This window comes from Shewanella sp. 8A, from assembly GCF_023475945.1.
Classification (GTDB): Bacteria; Pseudomonadota; Gammaproteobacteria; order Enterobacterales; family Shewanellaceae; genus Shewanella; species Shewanella xiamenensis.
On sequence record NZ_JAMDJP010000038.1, the window covers coordinates 24,318 to 38,839 of the forward strand.

General features: G+C 46.4%; 16 protein-coding genes. 3 read left to right on the plus strand and 13 right to left on the minus strand.

The genetic code is table 11. The features are described from left to right. Positions 1-5: 5 nt before the first annotated feature. Positions 6-1,025, minus strand: coding sequence for an aspartate carbamoyltransferase (locus M0413_RS20000; RefSeq protein ID WP_037427609.1), 1,020 nt, complete (start codon positions 1,023-1,025; stop codon positions 6-8). A gap of 210 nt (positions 1,026-1,235) precedes the next feature. Continuing rightward, positions 1,236-2,960 (minus strand): chloride channel protein, encoded by a 1,725-nt coding sequence (locus tag M0413_RS20005; RefSeq protein WP_172589438.1) that lies wholly within the window; start codon positions 2,958-2,960, stop codon positions 1,236-1,238. A 74-nt stretch (positions 2,961-3,034) separates the two neighbouring features. Here M0413_RS20005 and M0413_RS20010 point away from each other — a divergent pair, with 74 nt between their 5' ends. Together M0413_RS20010 and erpA are read left to right on the plus strand one after the other, a co-directional pair. Further along, entirely contained in the window at positions 3,035-3,841 is an 807-nt protein-coding gene (locus M0413_RS20010; protein ID WP_249555386.1) for a DUF6776 family protein, read from the plus strand. Continuing rightward, the gene (gene erpA, locus M0413_RS20015) at positions 3,834-4,184 is read left to right on the plus strand and encodes an iron-sulfur cluster insertion protein ErpA (protein WP_011071517.1); all 351 of its coding nucleotides are present in this window, start codon (positions 3,834-3,836) and stop codon (positions 4,182-4,184) included. The genes M0413_RS20010 and erpA overlap by 8 nt, the downstream gene beginning before the upstream one ends. 104 nt (positions 4,185-4,288) lie before the next feature. On the opposite strand, the gene M0413_RS20020 is transcribed toward erpA, so the two are convergent. The 5 genes from M0413_RS20020 to M0413_RS20040 all read right to left on the minus strand — a co-directional run bounded on the left by M0413_RS20020 (position 4,289) and on the right by M0413_RS20040 (position 8,929). Then, a complete protein-coding gene (locus tag M0413_RS20020) occupies positions 4,289-4,744 on the minus strand; it encodes a hypothetical protein (RefSeq protein ID WP_037415501.1) in 456 nt (151 codons plus the stop codon). A gap of 18 nt (positions 4,745-4,762) precedes the next feature. Then, positions 4,763-5,143: a DUF2750 domain-containing protein gene (locus M0413_RS20025; protein ID WP_037415505.1), complete on the minus strand. Its 381-nt coding sequence runs from the start codon at positions 5,141-5,143 to the stop codon at positions 4,763-4,765. A gap of 156 nt (positions 5,144-5,299) precedes the next feature. Next, positions 5,300-5,995 carry an aquaporin Z gene (aqpZ, locus tag M0413_RS20030; protein WP_037427605.1) on the minus strand — a complete coding sequence of 232 codons (696 nt, stop codon included), beginning with the start codon at positions 5,993-5,995 and terminating at the stop codon, positions 5,300-5,302. Between the two features lie 406 nt (positions 5,996-6,401). After that, on the minus strand, positions 6,402-7,511 hold the full coding sequence (locus tag M0413_RS20035; RefSeq protein ID WP_055646709.1) for an anhydro-N-acetylmuramic acid kinase: 1,110 nt from the start codon (positions 7,509-7,511) through the stop codon (positions 6,402-6,404). A 20-nt stretch (positions 7,512-7,531) separates the two neighbouring features. Next, a complete protein-coding gene (locus tag M0413_RS20040; protein WP_249555388.1) occupies positions 7,532-8,929 on the minus strand; it encodes a peptidoglycan DD-metalloendopeptidase family protein in 1,398 nt (465 codons plus the stop codon). A 126-nt stretch (positions 8,930-9,055) separates the two neighbouring features. Here M0413_RS20040 and tyrS point away from each other — a divergent pair, with 126 nt between their 5' ends. Beyond that, complete coding sequence (tyrS, locus tag M0413_RS20045; RefSeq protein ID WP_037415520.1) at positions 9,056-10,252, plus strand: tyrosine--tRNA ligase; 1,197 nt, start codon at positions 9,056-9,058, stop codon at positions 10,250-10,252. 165 nt (positions 10,253-10,417) lie between these two features. Here the strand turns inward: tyrS and M0413_RS20050 are convergent, their stop codons facing one another. The 6 genes from M0413_RS20050 to M0413_RS20075 form a co-directional block, all read right to left on the minus strand. Beyond that, positions 10,418-10,846, minus strand: a complete 429-nt coding sequence (locus M0413_RS20050; protein WP_249555391.1) for a hypothetical protein — start codon at positions 10,844-10,846, stop codon at positions 10,418-10,420. A gap of 123 nt (positions 10,847-10,969) precedes the next feature. Next, positions 10,970-11,461: a nuclear transport factor 2 family protein gene (locus tag M0413_RS20055; protein WP_249555393.1), complete on the minus strand. Its 492-nt coding sequence runs from the start codon at positions 11,459-11,461 to the stop codon at positions 10,970-10,972. A gap of 1 nt (position 11,462) precedes the next feature. Then, complete coding sequence (locus tag M0413_RS20060) at positions 11,463-12,089, minus strand: trimeric intracellular cation channel family protein (protein ID WP_069454479.1); 627 nt, start codon at positions 12,087-12,089, stop codon at positions 11,463-11,465. After that, a complete protein-coding gene (locus M0413_RS20065; protein WP_037415657.1) occupies positions 12,086-12,463 on the minus strand; it encodes a DUF2721 domain-containing protein in 378 nt (125 codons plus the stop codon). The genes M0413_RS20060 and M0413_RS20065 overlap by 4 nt, the downstream gene beginning before the upstream one ends. A 55-nt stretch (positions 12,464-12,518) precedes the next feature. After that, entirely contained in the window at positions 12,519-13,508 is a 990-nt protein-coding gene (locus M0413_RS20070; protein WP_069454480.1) for a cobalamin biosynthesis protein CobD/CbiB, read from the minus strand. Between the two features lie 31 nt (positions 13,509-13,539). Further along, entirely contained in the window at positions 13,540-14,250 is a 711-nt protein-coding gene (locus M0413_RS20075; RefSeq protein WP_069454481.1) for a 5'-methylthioadenosine/adenosylhomocysteine nucleosidase, read from the minus strand. Between the last annotated feature and the right edge of the window lie 272 nt (positions 14,251-14,522).

A 14,522-nucleotide genomic window follows, 5' to 3' on the forward strand; every position in this document is an offset into this window, starting at 1 on the left:
GCCGATTAGCGATCGGCTTTACGTGAATACCAATTAACAGGACACTCATATTTTTCGAGTTGTGAGTCAACCCCGAGTGTCAATGCAAACAGTGCCATACGAATTAACAGTCCATTGTCCGCCTGTCTGAAGATAGCGAGATTAGGATGGCTGTTTAAATCATTATCTAACTCATTAGCTTGCGCACGCGAATCCCGTGGCAGCGGGTGCATGATCACAGTGTTAGATTTGCAATGTTGGGTGTAAATACTGCGATTCAAACGGAATTTACCGCGGTATTTGTTTGCTTCTTCCTGGGATGGGAAGCGCTCTTCTTGAATGCGGGTCAGATAAAGAATATCTGCTTTATCTAAATGGCCTTCAAGCTGGTCTGTTATTTTGATGCTATGGCCAGCATTTTCAATGTCTGAGATCACATAATCAGGCATAGCTAATTCAGCTGGTGAAATCAGTGTGAAGCTGATGTTCTTATACATGCACAGCAAGCGCGACAATGAATGCACGGTGCGGCCAAACTTTAAATCACCGACCATAGCGATATGCATGCCATCGATACCGCGGCCAGCATGACCTAACTCTTTTTGAATGGTAAACAAATCGAGCAATGCTTGGGTTGGGTGCTCGTTCGAACCATCACCGCCATTGATTACGGGGACGCGGCTACCTTCGGCAAACTCTTTGACAGAGTAAGAGTCAGGGTGGCGCATCGCAATCACATCGGAGTAGGTCGAGAGTACGCGGGCGGTATCGTACAGGGATTCACCTTTAGATAAGGACGAAGAGGCCATACCTGTGGTTTCACGCACATGGCCGCCGAGTAAGTTAAAGGCACAGCCAAAACTCACGCGGGTACGGGTACTTGGCTCGAAAAACAGGTTACCTAAAATGGCGCCTTCGAGCACTTTTGTGCGTTTTTCACGGAGTGCATAGGGCATCATGCGGTGGGCGACATTAAAAATAGTTTGGATTGAATCAAGATCTAACTGGTTTACGGAGAGGATGTGGGATCCTTCGAACTGGTTCATCAGCCTGTTTTCCAATTGCTAGGGGGCGTTCAAGTGCAGATATTGCGCTCGTAGCCCTAATGTTATGTAGGGTGGCTGAGGCGCGATTGTAACAGATGCACCAAGGCAGCGAAATAGCACCCTTGCCTCTGTAGTGTATTTTTACCGTGAAACAACAGGATTTTGTGAATCCAATCCACTCTTGGTTGACTGTTTAGTCTATGACTTGGCTTAGACTTGGCCTGAGCGAATTTCTTGCTGTAGGTTCGACCAACTAATCACCCCTACCACGTTATCTGGCGTGTCTTGATAGATAAAGACTTCACCGCTGCGCTTGGGTGACAGTATTGAATAGACCTCATCTAAGGTTTTGGTATCACTTAGTCCCTGCATGGGATGGCGTGAGAGGGTGATGTTGTCATCAAAGGATTGCATCTCAAGGCTGAGCATTTCTATTACCCCATCGGCATTACGTACTAACACAGGGCGACCTTCGGCGCGTTTTAACACCTCGAGCAGTAGCTCATCGTTGTTGTTGACGATAACGAAGCGCTTATCCATCAGGGCGCGCACGCCTTTTTTCTGTAGCGCCAAATTCACTGGGGCCACTTTATAGCCTAAGCCCATAATTTCTAACTGCTTGAAGAAGATAGAGTTAGTTTTAAAACCTTGATAGGCAATCAAAAATGCGGGAGCTGTGACAAACATCGCGGGCAGAATAATACTGGCATCGTTGGTCATTTCGAGCAGCGCGACTAATGCAGCGAGCGGCGCACTTAGGCAAACGCCCATCATGGCAGTCATGCCTATCACTGTATAGAGGCCAACGTAAGGCGCAATCGAAGGGAATAACATCGCACTGACTAAGGCTAAGATGGCACCGATTAAGGCGCCGATGCCGTAGAGCGGGCCAATCAATCCGCCCGGGATCCCAAGCCCTATCGCCGCAATCGTCGCAATAATCTTTGCGGCAAGCAGGGCGATTAACAGCAATAAACTGGGATGCTCGCTAATGGCTTCACTGATCGCTAAATCCCCGGTACCGAGAGCTTGGGGCAAGATTAATCCAATCAGCGTAGTGATACTGCCCGCCAGCAAGAGCCGATAAATCAGTGGCCAGTTTTGCCCAGTGGCGGTGACTTTAAGGAGCGCGTAGTTGAAGAAGGCGGCGGCGCAGCCCAGTGCAATGCCGCCCAAGGCTAAAATGGGATAGTGATCCAACGGAATATGGATTACTTGAATACGATCAAACTCGTGCACATTACCAAAAACCAGCTGGCTGGAAACCGCACCACAAATGGCGGACAGCATAATCGGGAAGAAGTAATGCACCTTGTATTCGCGCACTATCACTTCGAGTACAAATATCACTGCTGCTAGTGGGGCGTTAAAGGTGGCGGCAATCCCCGCGGCAATGCCGCTGGCGCACATAATCCGCACACTATTATCGGGAAGATTAAATTTTTCGGCTAAAACACTGGCACTTACGGCGCCAAGGTGAATGGCGGGGCCTTCACGGCCCACCGAAAAATTAGTCCCTAAGGCAAACAAGGCCTGAAAAAATTGCCCTGCGGCAGATTGCAGCGGAATTTTGCCATAGTGCAATTTAACCCTATGTAATACATAGGCAATCCCCATGCGCTTGTAACGTTTGGAGCCGAGTTTGGCGACAATCCAGATCAACAAGGCGCCAAAAAGTGGCAACAATGCTCGCCAGTCGGTGATGTTACCCGTAAAATCCTGCGTCTCGATTTGGGTGTAATGGTTTGCCCACAGGAGCAAGAGTCGAAACAACAGGATCACGCAGGAGGCGAAGATGGCGAATAACAAGGCCAGTAAGCACAGCTGCGCACTGATCTTGGCTTGAGATAAATGATCACGCAGCTCGTTAGTTAAGTACTTTTTAGCTGTGCTGATAGCGTCTTGAATCGCGGCTTTATTTATCGTTAATTGCACTGCATTGGCCTGAGTTGTATTGTATCGAACTCGTTCTTGAGTTGATTGTATTTTATATAAGGGGCTGTTACCTAATGCCAAATTATCATCGTTGGCTAGACCGGCTGCAAGTCATGGATTTAAAGTATCGTCCATCGACCAAGTATTTATTGCTATTAGTTTTTGTAGCATTTTTATTGGGCGCTTGGGTGAGCTTTATTGTATTAAACAGTGATGAAGCTGTCGTGAAGCACATTGGTGGGGGTAAATTACAACGTGTTACCGCTGAACTTGAGTTGCAAACCCAGGAACTCGCTACCCGCAATTTAGAGCTATCTGTCGAACGCGAAGCCAATGCGCAAATGCAAGATATGTTTGCACAGCAGATGAAAAAACAAAAAGAGCTAGAGCACGAATTAGCCTTTTATCGCAGCATTATGTCACCAGATAACAACGCTGAAGGTGTGGCTATCCATGGCCTTGAAATGACGCCAGGGGCCTTGGTTGATGAATATAATTTCAAACTGATTTTGACTCAGCTGCAAAAACGTAAGCAGGCGATTCAAGGCCGCACCGAAATTACGCTTATTGGTGTGCAAGATGGTAAATCTGTTGAGTTAAGTGTGAACAAACTCACGGGTTCTAAGCTTGAATTTGATTTTCGCTATTTTCAGGTCATAGATACCAAAGTTACTGTGCCAGCTGGTTTTAATGTGGTGCAAGTCAAAGTGAAAGTGGTGGTGCCTTCGAGCCGCTGGACCAAAAATTCACAGACAGAACATGTCTATAGTGTCCCTGAATTATTACAGGGTGAAAAAGAACCGCGGGTAATACTTGAACAAAATAGTCAGGTAACGGATAATTTGCCCCAGAAAACTGATGTAAGAGGTAGTAATGACTGATCAAGCTGACGCAACAATGCCAATTAAATTTACCGATGCGGCAGCCGCTAAGGTAAAAGGCTTGTTGGAAGAAGAGCAAAATCCTGCACTTAAGCTACGCGTGTATGTTACTGGCGGTGGTTGTTCTGGATTTCAGTACGGCTTTACCTTTGATGAAAAGGTCAATGAAGGCGACTTCACTGTTGAGAAACAAGGCGTCCAATTGGTCGTCGATCCCATGAGCTTACAATACCTCGTTGGCGGTGAAGTGGATTACACTTCAGGTCTCGAAGGTTCGCGTTTCTTTGTGAAGAACCCTAATGCCACAACCACCTGTGGCTGTGGTGCAAGTTTCTCTGTATAAGCTTGTGTTACAAATGTAGTTAGCTGATATAGAAAATAAAAAAGCCGTCGACAAGACGGCTTTTTTATTGGTAATGATCTACTGAGCTGCGTTGGTATAGGCCGTTAGTTCATAATATTGAGGTTTAACTTGGGCTTAAACCAAGCTTTAACGTCCTTATCGAATGCGATCCAAACCTGCAATAAAGATAAGACAATCAACACAGTAAAAATCACATAGTCAGGGAGTTTTCCCTGCCACTGGCCAAGGTGCACTGTGGTTGGTCCTGCGACGAGGTTGTCAGGATCGTATAACAGTACTGGCAGCATACTTACTAATGCTAACTGCACTAAGGTATAACCTCTTAGCATAATTAGTCCAGCCTTTTGGCGACCTATAATCCCGAGCACCATCAATAGGGTTAACAGGCAGAAAAGTACCCCTTGTTTGGCGATTAAACCGCTTACCGATGCTGCGACGTAAAGTAGCAGCAAAGCAATTAAGCGTTTAGGTAAACGGGCTTTTGCCAAGGGTGGCGTAGCCTGCGTTGCCAAAGAGGATTCTTGCTCGCTCAGCGACATTGGGTTTGCCCTTGTGGATTAGTGGCTTTGTTTAGTGACTAAACGTTGATCTAATTCATAGGGTGGGATCACCACACCTAAGTCGTCCTGTACAGGGAATACGGCAACGAACAGATCGTCATCTTCCATGCCTGGTACCCATCGTTCATGCCATTCATCATAGGGAATCGCTAAGGTTTGGCAGTCGCTCCAATCATCGACTGCCCAAGATTCAGCCGCTTCTTCGGTTGGCCACATTGGGATACAGTCTTCATCTTCAGTGGTTAGCATCACGCAACCATCTTGATCTTGAAGCGTCCATAACACTTTATGTTGCTTGATTTGTTCAACGAGGTAGTCGTAACGCGCTTCTGGAGTCATGCCAGCGGCTTCTGCAAAGGTTTTAACAGTCTTGCTCATGAAAATATCTCTTATGCGTGAATAGGGCGAAGCCTGTCGTGCCACAAAAGTAAAAACGTGGGCACAGCAAAACTCACCAGTTGCCAAGATGGTAACATTAGAGCGGAGTTTGAAAAAGCACAACAGCGCAGCTAAAGCGCTGTTGGCATAGAGGGATTACTTGGCAGCGTTGAAATAACGGTAGATAACGCCCGCTAAAATTGCGCCAATGATCGGAGCTGCCCAAAATAGCCATAATTGTGAGACGGCCCAATCACCAACAAATAGCGCTGGGCCTGTGCTGCGGGCAGGATTTACTGAGGTGTTAGATACAGGAATACTGATAAGGTGGATTAGGGTTAAGCATAAACCAATAGCGATCGGGGCAAAGCCTTTAGGCGCTCGTTCATCGGTTGAGCCTAAAATGACGAGTAGAAAAAATAAGGTCATTACAATTTCGCAGATCATTACCGATATCATGCTATAGCCGCCTGGAGAATGTTCACCAAAGCCATTAGAAGCAAAACCTGCCGCGAGACTAAAACCTTCTTGCCCTGAGGCGATTAAATACAATACGCCTGCACCGACAATACCACCCGCTACTTGGGCAATGATATAAGGCAACAGTTCCGATGCTGGAAAACGTCCGCCAGCCCAGAGTCCAAATGATACCGCCGGGTTGAGGTGGCAACCTGAGATATGACCAATCGCGAAGGCCATAGTGAGAACGGTTAAGCCAAAGGCGAGTGACACTCCGAGTAAGCCTATCCCCACCTCAGGAAAAGCTGCTGCCAGTACTGCGCTGCCACAGCCACCGAGCACCAGCCACAAAGTGCCCAAAAATTCTGCCGCCATTTTTTGTGACATATTCATTGATTGATTTCCTATTCAGTCGATTTATGTCGGTATGGCTTTTTGACGCCATTGCATAAACCATTGTTTATCTTGCTGGTTAAGTGTAGCTAGATAAATAACCATTCCCTTAATTGAAGTGTTATGTCTGCAGATTGTTCGGATCTCTGTAGACCATCACAACCTGGCTTTGCGTGTTTACGGCTTAGTTAACAACCACTTTAGCAAGTTTGCATGACACAACTGTGATCAAGCATAGATGGGTTTTAAGTATTTAGATTAATATCAAAGACAAAGATAACTTTAATGTGAGGGGATATTGGTTGTTGGCAGTGTTTTTGAATTGACTTTATTAAAAGTGATTTAGTCGATAGAAGAAGAGAATCATCAGGACACAAATACTCGAGAGCATTTGTGTCCATTAATGTTACTTAGCGCTAAAACGTCCACCCAAAACGGCTTCGCGGGAGGCGCCAGTGACGGCGGGTAGATTGGCTGGCAGGCCTAAGTGATGGCGCATCGCAAGCCACGCAAAGGCGATGCCTTCGGCCCATTTAGGATCGACTCCGAGTGCTGAGGTGGTATCGATATGATAATTCGGCAGTAACTCTGCTAAACGCTGCATTAGCTCGCCATTGAAAGCGCCACCACCACAGACAAATAATTCCCCTGTTTGGGCGAGTTTAAGGATGTCGCGGGCAATACTGTGACAGGTTAAATCGAGCAGTGTCGATTGAATATCTTCTTCATCTAATTGATTAAAGGCCGATAATTGCTGCTCTAACCAAGCCTGATTAAATAGTTCTCGCCCAGTACTCTTTGGATAAGCAAGGGAGAAATAAGGGTGCGACAACAATTGCGCGAGTAGCTGTTGATCGGTTTTACCCGATGCTGCCCAAGTACCGTTTTTGTCATAGGGTTCATTCTTTACTTGCTGAATCCAGGCATCAATTAAGGTGTTGCCCGGCCCAGTATCAAAGCCTAAGACTTCATCGCTATTACCCGGCAGATAGGTGATATTGGCAATACCACCAATATTGAGGATGATGCGTTTTTTACCGACTTGGGCAAAGGTTTGCTGGTGAAATGCGGGCACTAATGGCGCGCCTTGGCCGCCTAAGGCGATGTCTTTGCGGCGAAAATCTGCAATCACATCTATGCCCGTTTCGGTTGCTATGGTATTGGGATCGCCAATCTGCAGGGTAAAGCCTACCTCAAGGTTTGGCATATGGCGCACAGTTTGGCCATGGCTACCAATGGCTATGATGTCTTCTTTGGCTATCAGGGCTTTGGCGAGCAAGTTATTGACTGCAAGAGCAAATAATTTGCCAACACTGCGGTCTAGGCGGCCAAGTCGGTTGATTTCATCATTGCCTGGCAGACACAGGCGTTGTAATCCTTTGAGCAAATGGCTCGGGATCGCCTCGGTATGCGTTGCAATCAGCTGCGGCTGTTCGCCCGCAAAGTCGACTAGCACAGCATCGACACCATCCATACTGGTGCCTGACATCAGTCCAATATAATAAGCCTTGTTCATTTGATGGGATCCATCCGTCGTTATTGCATCGCCAATTGGGTTTGCTTGTTCTGTGAAATGCTTGCCATCAACTGTTTGCTGATAGTATCGAATTGAGATTTTTCTTTACGGGCGATTGATTCGGCCTTGGGCAAATCCACTGTTCTTGGATTGCGGTGCACCCCATTGACGATAAATTCATAGTGTAGGTGAGCACCCGTGACGCGTCCTGTTTTGCCTAATGTGCCAATAATTTGCCCCTGCTTAACGTTAGCCCCTTTGCTGACATTACGCTTGGTCAAATGTAAATACTTGGTCGTGTAGGTATCGTTGTGCTTAATGAACACATAGTTACCATTAAATTGATTGTAGCCGGATTCGATGACTCGTCCATTGCCTGCCGCTTTAATGGGGGTGCCAATTGCGGCAACATAGTCAACACCACGATGAGCTTTAACTTGTCCTGTCACTGGATGCAGGCGTCTAGGATTAAAGTTTGAACTGACATATTTAAAGTCAACCGGTGAGCGTAAGAATGCCTTACGCATACTTGTGCCATTTTCGGAATAGTAGTTACCGTCGGTGTAGCGCACTGCAGTGTAGCGCTCATCTTGGTTAATAAACTCCGCTGCTAAGATATTGCCATTACGTAAAAACTCGCCTTCGGCATACTCTTGCTCATAGATAATGGCGAAGCTATCGCCCTCGCGTAAATCTAAGGCAAAGTCTATATCCCAACCAAATACGGTTGAGAGTTGCATAATTTGGTTAGCATTTAAGCCCGCATCTACGGCAGCGTTCCAGAAGTTACTCTTAATTTTCGCGCTGGTGAATTGAGTGCGAATTTCAATGTCTTTTTCGGTGATTTTTTCAAAATACCTGTCGTGATCTTTAGTGATCACTAAGGTTGATATCGCATCAACACGGTAGCGCACTTCGGTTAAATCACCATTGACGTCCTTAGAGATCACAATTTCTTCGCCGGGAATGATCTTTAATAGATTCTGTTTGGCGAGCGGTAATTGAGTGATTTCATATACATCTTTGCTGGTGAGTCCTGCTCGCTCAAATACAGCGGCTAAAGTATCGCCATTCTTAACATTAAAATGCTCAACATCCCTATGGTGGGCGCTCTCTAGGGTTTCGGGGGCTGAATGATTACCCGCAGCTAACGCGTCTACTGAAGACAAGGCTGTGGCTTGATTTGCCTCATCCTGTGTTTGTCCTTCAATGCCTTCTGGACGCTCTGGTGAGCGAAAGGCTAAGGGCACATCGTAACGGGTGTTGACTTGATGATCTGCAATACCTTGAGTTTGTCTTGAAGCTTGGGCTTCTTCAGATGGAAAGAGCAAGGTTATCATTGTGATAACAGAAAGAATGCTGAGGAGAATTTGATGCTTTTTAGGCAACAATTTAAATAACGTTATAACCTTTCCCATTGACGCCGATACCGATAACCTAAGGCTTGAATAATCCCGTTAGTGTACACACTTTCAATTGTGGTGGCTAACAAGTAACATAAGTCTCCTCATTTTATGACTATGGCCTTAGGAGTCCCCGCCGAGATGGCTGATTTAGACCAAGTATTAGCAGAAATTAGACGTGGTACCGACGAGATCCTACTCGAGTCGGATCTGCTGGAAAAACTCAAAGAAGGACGTCCACTTCGTATCAAGTTAGGCGCAGATCCTACCGCACCGGATATCCATCTTGGACACACAGTAATTTTAAATAAGTTAAGATTATTCCAAGAGTTAGGTCATGAGGTCATTTTCTTAATTGGTGACTTTACCGGTATGGTTGGTGATCCAAGTGGTAAAAACAGCACTCGTCCACCACTGACTCGTGAGCAAGTGTTAGCCAATGCCGAGACCTATAAAGAGCAGGTCTATAAAATCCTTGATCCTGCAAAAACGCGTATCGAGTTCAACTCGAGCTGGTTAGAGCCATTAGGCGCGGCTGGGATGATTCGTTTAGCCTCGCAGCAAACTGTTGCTCGTATGATGGAACGTGATGACTTTAAGAAGCGTTATGCATCGGGTCAATCAATCGCTATCCACGAATTTATGTATCCGCTACTGCAAGGATATGACTCTGTAGCTCTCAAGGCCGACGTTGAATTAGGGGGGACTGACCAGAAGTTCAACCTATTAATGGGTCGTGAGTTACAGAAAGCCGAAGGCCAAAAACCACAAGCTGTGATTATGATGCCACTGCTTGAAGGTTTAGATGGCGTGAAGAAAATGTCTAAATCGGCGCACAACTACATTGGTGTGAGTGAGCCCGCCAATGAAATGTTCGGCAAGATCATGTCGATTTCTGACGAATTAATGTGGCGTTACTTTGAGCTGCTGTCATTCCGTCCTTTGGCCGAGATTGAACAGTTCAAACAAGATATCGCCAACGGTGCTAACCCTCGTGATACCAAGATTGCACTCGCGAAGGAAATCATTGCGCGCTTCCACGACGAAGCCGCCGCTGAAAGTGCCCATCAAGCCTTTATCGACCGTTTTCAAAAGGGTGCTATCCCTGATGATATCCCAGAGGTTGAATTAGCGGCGGGTGAAGGCTTAGCGATTGCTAACTTACTTAAAGATGCCGACTTAGTGGGTTCGACTTCCGATGCGATGCGTATGATCAAGCAAGGCGCGGTGAAGATGGATGGTGAGAAGGTTGACGATAGCCGTATGACCTTAAGCGCTGGCACGGTTGCCGTATTCCAAGTCGGTAAGCGTAAGTTTGCTAAAGTGACTTTGGTTTAACCAATCTGAGTTTAGCTTGAATCGAATATCACGACTCGAGTACAGTGAATAAGTGCTTATTACGGTTAATAAGTACTTACCAAGTAAGAAGAAAGAGCGCCTAACTAAGGGCGCTCTTTTTATATCTGCATTTTATCTGGTGCTGGCTACATGTGAGATGCAGGCTTAAGGTGCCGTACTGGCCTCATGTTCACCAATATTACATCTGTCGGTGCCAAAATGCTGGCCATCACGACACTTCCAAGCTAGTTGAGCTGAATCGACCTGCCAGCGTTGGGCATCTTTTTTGAGTGATAAAATCAACAGCATTTGTGGATGTTGTTTAGATATTTCACTCACTTGATAGGTCAATATTCCATACTTTGTCGGCTGGGTCCGAACTAGGGTGAACTTTTGCCCCGCGTATTGGTTACTTATGGTTTGGGGATCTTCACTCCAAGCTTGATGTTGTGCTTGGGCAACACGCAGTTGTTGATTGAAATGGCTTACAGGTTGCACCGCATAGGAAACAATAATCGGCTGCTGCGCTTGTGCGTTGGGCACGAGTATCAAAGCATTTAGGGCGAGCAGGGTAATCAGTCCAAAAAACTTCATACAAACCTCATTGAAACTAAACGAACGAATTAGGCATTCAGCGCCATGGTTCGGTCGCATGACTCATTGTAGATTTCGACTCATTTTTAGGGCTCAAGTTTCAATCAAAGCGAAATTTTGTGATTATTGCATCGCTAATTGGTCTGACATGGTCTGATAGTCAATCAGATCCACATGCTCTGCGACTCTATGGTTACGCATATCAAGTTTAAGGCTAGTCACGCCAGGGATAGCGACATCAATGATTTTGCCGGGCTTACCAAATTGCTCCCCTGGCCCCTTAAAGTGATAGTTACCAATCATCACCACTAATGAGCCCGCGTTATACATATGCTCGATATTAAAATCATATTCGAGCACACCTTCGTGGGCGCGCTCAAAGAAGTCGATAATAAACCGCCCCCCGGTGTATTTACGATTAGCGGTTTTATCGAAGAAGACGGTATCACGGTTATAGAATTTGCCGAGTGTCTGATAGTCGTGCTCGGTTAGCGCGTTCATATATTTGATGGCTAACTGTTGTTCCGCAGGCATTTCCCCTGAGTTTGCATGTACAGACACAGGAAACAGCGCTGGAATAAACATAAGGCAGACTAAAAGACACAATATTCGCAAACTATTCCCTCTTGGTTTTGAGATCAAAGGCGGGTAACGACAAATGCCATTTGATGGCGCATAGGCGGATCATTAATGCACTGGTCATGGCTAAAAACAGTGCCGTTTTTTCGCCCATACCCAAGGCTAAGCTTACGGTATAACCAATACCGCCGATAATTGAGGCCGTGGCATAGATTTCTGTGCGCAACACCATAGGGATTTGTCGGCACAGTAAGTCTCGAATAATGCCTCCTCCAACGCCTGTGATCAAGCCCATCACGACGGCAATCATGCCACTTAGCCCCATATTGAGGGCTTTTTCTGCACCAATCACAGTGAACAGGGCTAAACCTAAGGCATCAGCTACGGGGAGCGTATACTCCGGCATCTTGCGTGGTCGGCGTACTAACAGCAAACAAGCTAGGACAGTGGCGAGTATGACTATGATGTAGTTCGGGTCGCGGATCCAAAACACGGGTGTGGCGCCAATCAGCGCATCACGGATACTGCCACCACCTATAGCAGTGACCGATGCGAGCACTATCACCCCAAAGGGGTCCATGCGATGACGTCCTGCAGCTAAGGCGCCAGACAGGGCAAATACTGCCGTGCCACATAAATCGAAGAAGTAAATCCAATGGTTCATTTACTCATCTCTTTGATATGGATATTCAGCGCATCCACAGAAATACGAATTTCAATGACAGATAAAATCAGTGAATAAAGTAGGAGTAACAAGCTGGCACCAAAGATGATGGAGCCAGTCTTGTTAAAACCGATATAAATAAAAATCATACAGAGCACACACAGGGCAAAACTTGATACACCAGCTTCCTGCATGCGGCGAATAATCCTGATCCGCTGACTTAAGTTTTTAATCTGATCCTGATGCACGGGTTTGTCGCCGTTACTTAACTGACGGATCAATGCTGCCAGTGCAAAGAATCGGTTGGTATAAGCAAGTAATAGCAAAGAAATTGCCGGAAATAACAACGCAGGAGTTGTTAATGAGACATGCATGTTTTCGAACAAGATAGTCAGCCTTTAACCTAATGTTAAGATGAGAGGCATCATATCACAGGGTTTGTAGCCAGCGTAAACCCGCCCAAAGGAAGGGAAGAAGCGTGATAAAACTAAACCAAATTGCGCAGGCGCGTGAGGTGAGTTTTACTGCGGGGGTAATACTCTCATGGTGCGGCTGTGGGCCATAGACTATCTTTGCTACATCAATGCGTTGCCCCGAAAACTTCTGCGGTCCGCCTAATTCAATCCGTAAAATATTCGCCACTAAGGACACACTCATCACATAACCCCGTAGGGCGGGATGATTTTTAGAGGTGCGAAACAGCAATGCCAAGGCTTTAGGGCCACCCTGAATCGCAATAGACAGGCTCCATAACCAAGCGGGTATTGCCAGTAGTACCGTTGAGATAATATTCACAGTACTGCAAAAATGCTGATATTTAGGTTGTATAGGTGGCCAGCTGAGCTCGAGTTGTTTAATCATTCTGACCGCCAGCACCATAGGCGCACCCGCGATCGCAAAGAAGAAGATAGTCGAAGCCGTACCGTAAATTGGCGCTGTAGCCAATTTTTCAATCGTCGCTTTGGTTAAGCCCACTTCCGATAGGTTATCCGTATCACGGACAACCCACGGCTGTAATAGCTTTTTTGCGCTGGCATTATCCTCGCGTTTTAATGCCTTAGCGATTTCGTCGGCGACTTGGCTAAAGCCTGCATCACTCAAACACAGATAGAGTACTAAAAACTCAAAAAACCAAGGGAAAGCCGCGAGCTCGAGCAAAAAGGTAATAATCGCCCAAAAAGGAAACACTAAGAGCAGCATGGCCAAAAAGCCAGCCGTTGCTTGCTGGCTTGGTGAGCGCTCAGAGCGGTTTACTTTAGCGGCGAGTTGTTTAGCTAAGTGACTAAACCAAATCAGCGGCTGCATTTCCCTTGGCAATGGCGCTAAACGTGCCAGTAGTAAAGCAAAGAAAAGTACCAAGAAGCCCTCAAACAAAGCGCCATCAATTTCGACAAGTTGTTGATAAAAAGAACTGTGCATCAGGTACTTTCCGCAATCATGCTTTAGTCAATTACTTTACTGAGTTTGGATCTAATTGCTCAAGCAGCAACATCACCATCAATGCTGAATGGTAGCCTGCCTTCACAATGTAAGAATCAAAGTCGACGGGGGAGTCGTTGTTGGCGTTGTCAGAGAGCGAGCGAATCACCACAAATGGCACGCCAAACTGGTGGCACACTTGAGCAATTGCTGCGCCTTCCATCTCACAGGCCGCCATGGTTGGGAAGTGCTCCAACATAGTCTTGGTACGTACTGGGTCGCAAATAAAGCTATCGCCAGTACAGATTAAGCCTTCAATCGCTTTCACTTCGCCTAATTGTGCGATGGCCTTATTAGCCGCTTCTACTAAGTCTGGCGCCGGAATAAATGCCGCAGGTTGCTGCGCCATTTGGCCAATTTCGTAACCAAATGCGGTGACATCCACGTCGTGGTGGCGCACTTCGGATGAAATCACGATATCGCCAATCGACAGTGAATCGACAAAACCACCCGCAGAACCTGTGTTGATTACTGCATCGGGGGCGTATTTCTCAATCAGCAGCGTGGTGGCAATACTAGCGGCGACTTTACCAATACCAGAGCGCGTCACTACAACGTCTTTTCCCGCTAAGGTGCCAGCGATAAATTCAATACCCGCAATCGTTTGCGAAGAGGCGTTTGTCATAGCCGCAATAAGATGGGCAACTTCTGGCTCCATTGCGCCAATAATACCAATTTTCATGGGAGACCCTTTTGATTCAACTGAATGTGTGATGCCACTAAAAGAGTGGGATAACAGAATGGCGGCTAATATACCACAGTTATGCTTTGACGTTATTGTGGGATTGCGATTGCTTGATTGGGATAATGTTAAACGGCGAATGGGTAAAAAAATGCGCACCCTAAGGTGTAATGCCGATCAGTTAAGACAGATCGCTTGACGATCTCGCTGAAAAGATCAAAATCCGATGACCTCATGTCATCGGATTTTTTATGCAACTCTCAGAAGCACTC

What these genes read in the sequence shown, in the direction of transcription:
- M0413_RS20070 (WP_069454480.1), bottom strand. Translation starts at nt 13,508, where the DNA reads ATGCACAGTTCTTTTTATCAACAACTTGTCGAAATTGATGGCGCTTTG.
- M0413_RS20010 (WP_249555386.1), top strand. Translation starts at nt 3,035, where the DNA reads ATGCCAAATTATCATCGTTGGCTAGACCGGCTGCAAGTCATGGATTTA.
- M0413_RS20000 (WP_037427609.1), bottom strand. Translation starts at nt 1,025, where the DNA reads ATGAACCAGTTCGAAGGATCCCACATCCTCTCCGTAAACCAGTTAGAT.
- M0413_RS20075 (WP_069454481.1), bottom strand. Translation starts at nt 14,250, where the DNA reads ATGAAAATTGGTATTATTGGCGCAATGGAGCCAGAAGTTGCCCATCTT.
- M0413_RS20020 (WP_037415501.1), bottom strand. Translation starts at nt 4,744, where the DNA reads ATGTCGCTGAGCGAGCAAGAATCCTCTTTGGCAACGCAGGCTACGCCA.
- M0413_RS20040 (WP_249555388.1), bottom strand. Translation starts at nt 8,929, where the DNA reads ATGGGAAAGGTTATAACGTTATTTAAATTGTTGCCTAAAAAGCATCAA.
- M0413_RS20065 (WP_037415657.1), bottom strand. Translation starts at nt 12,463, where the DNA reads ATGCATGTCTCATTAACAACTCCTGCGTTGTTATTTCCGGCAATTTCT.
- M0413_RS20035 (WP_055646709.1), bottom strand. Translation starts at nt 7,511, where the DNA reads ATGAACAAGGCTTATTATATTGGACTGATGTCAGGCACCAGTATGGAT.
- tyrS (WP_037415520.1), top strand. Translation starts at nt 9,056, where the DNA reads ATGGCTGATTTAGACCAAGTATTAGCAGAAATTAGACGTGGTACCGAC.
- erpA (WP_011071517.1), top strand. Translation starts at nt 3,834, where the DNA reads ATGACTGATCAAGCTGACGCAACAATGCCAATTAAATTTACCGATGCG.
- M0413_RS20025 (WP_037415505.1), bottom strand. Translation starts at nt 5,143, where the DNA reads ATGAGCAAGACTGTTAAAACCTTTGCAGAAGCCGCTGGCATGACTCCA.
- M0413_RS20060 (WP_069454479.1), bottom strand. Translation starts at nt 12,089, where the DNA reads ATGAACCATTGGATTTACTTCTTCGATTTATGTGGCACGGCAGTATTT.
- aqpZ (WP_037427605.1), bottom strand. Translation starts at nt 5,995, where the DNA reads ATGAATATGTCACAAAAAATGGCGGCAGAATTTTTGGGCACTTTGTGG.
- M0413_RS20050 (WP_249555391.1), bottom strand. Translation starts at nt 10,846, where the DNA reads ATGAAGTTTTTTGGACTGATTACCCTGCTCGCCCTAAATGCTTTGATA.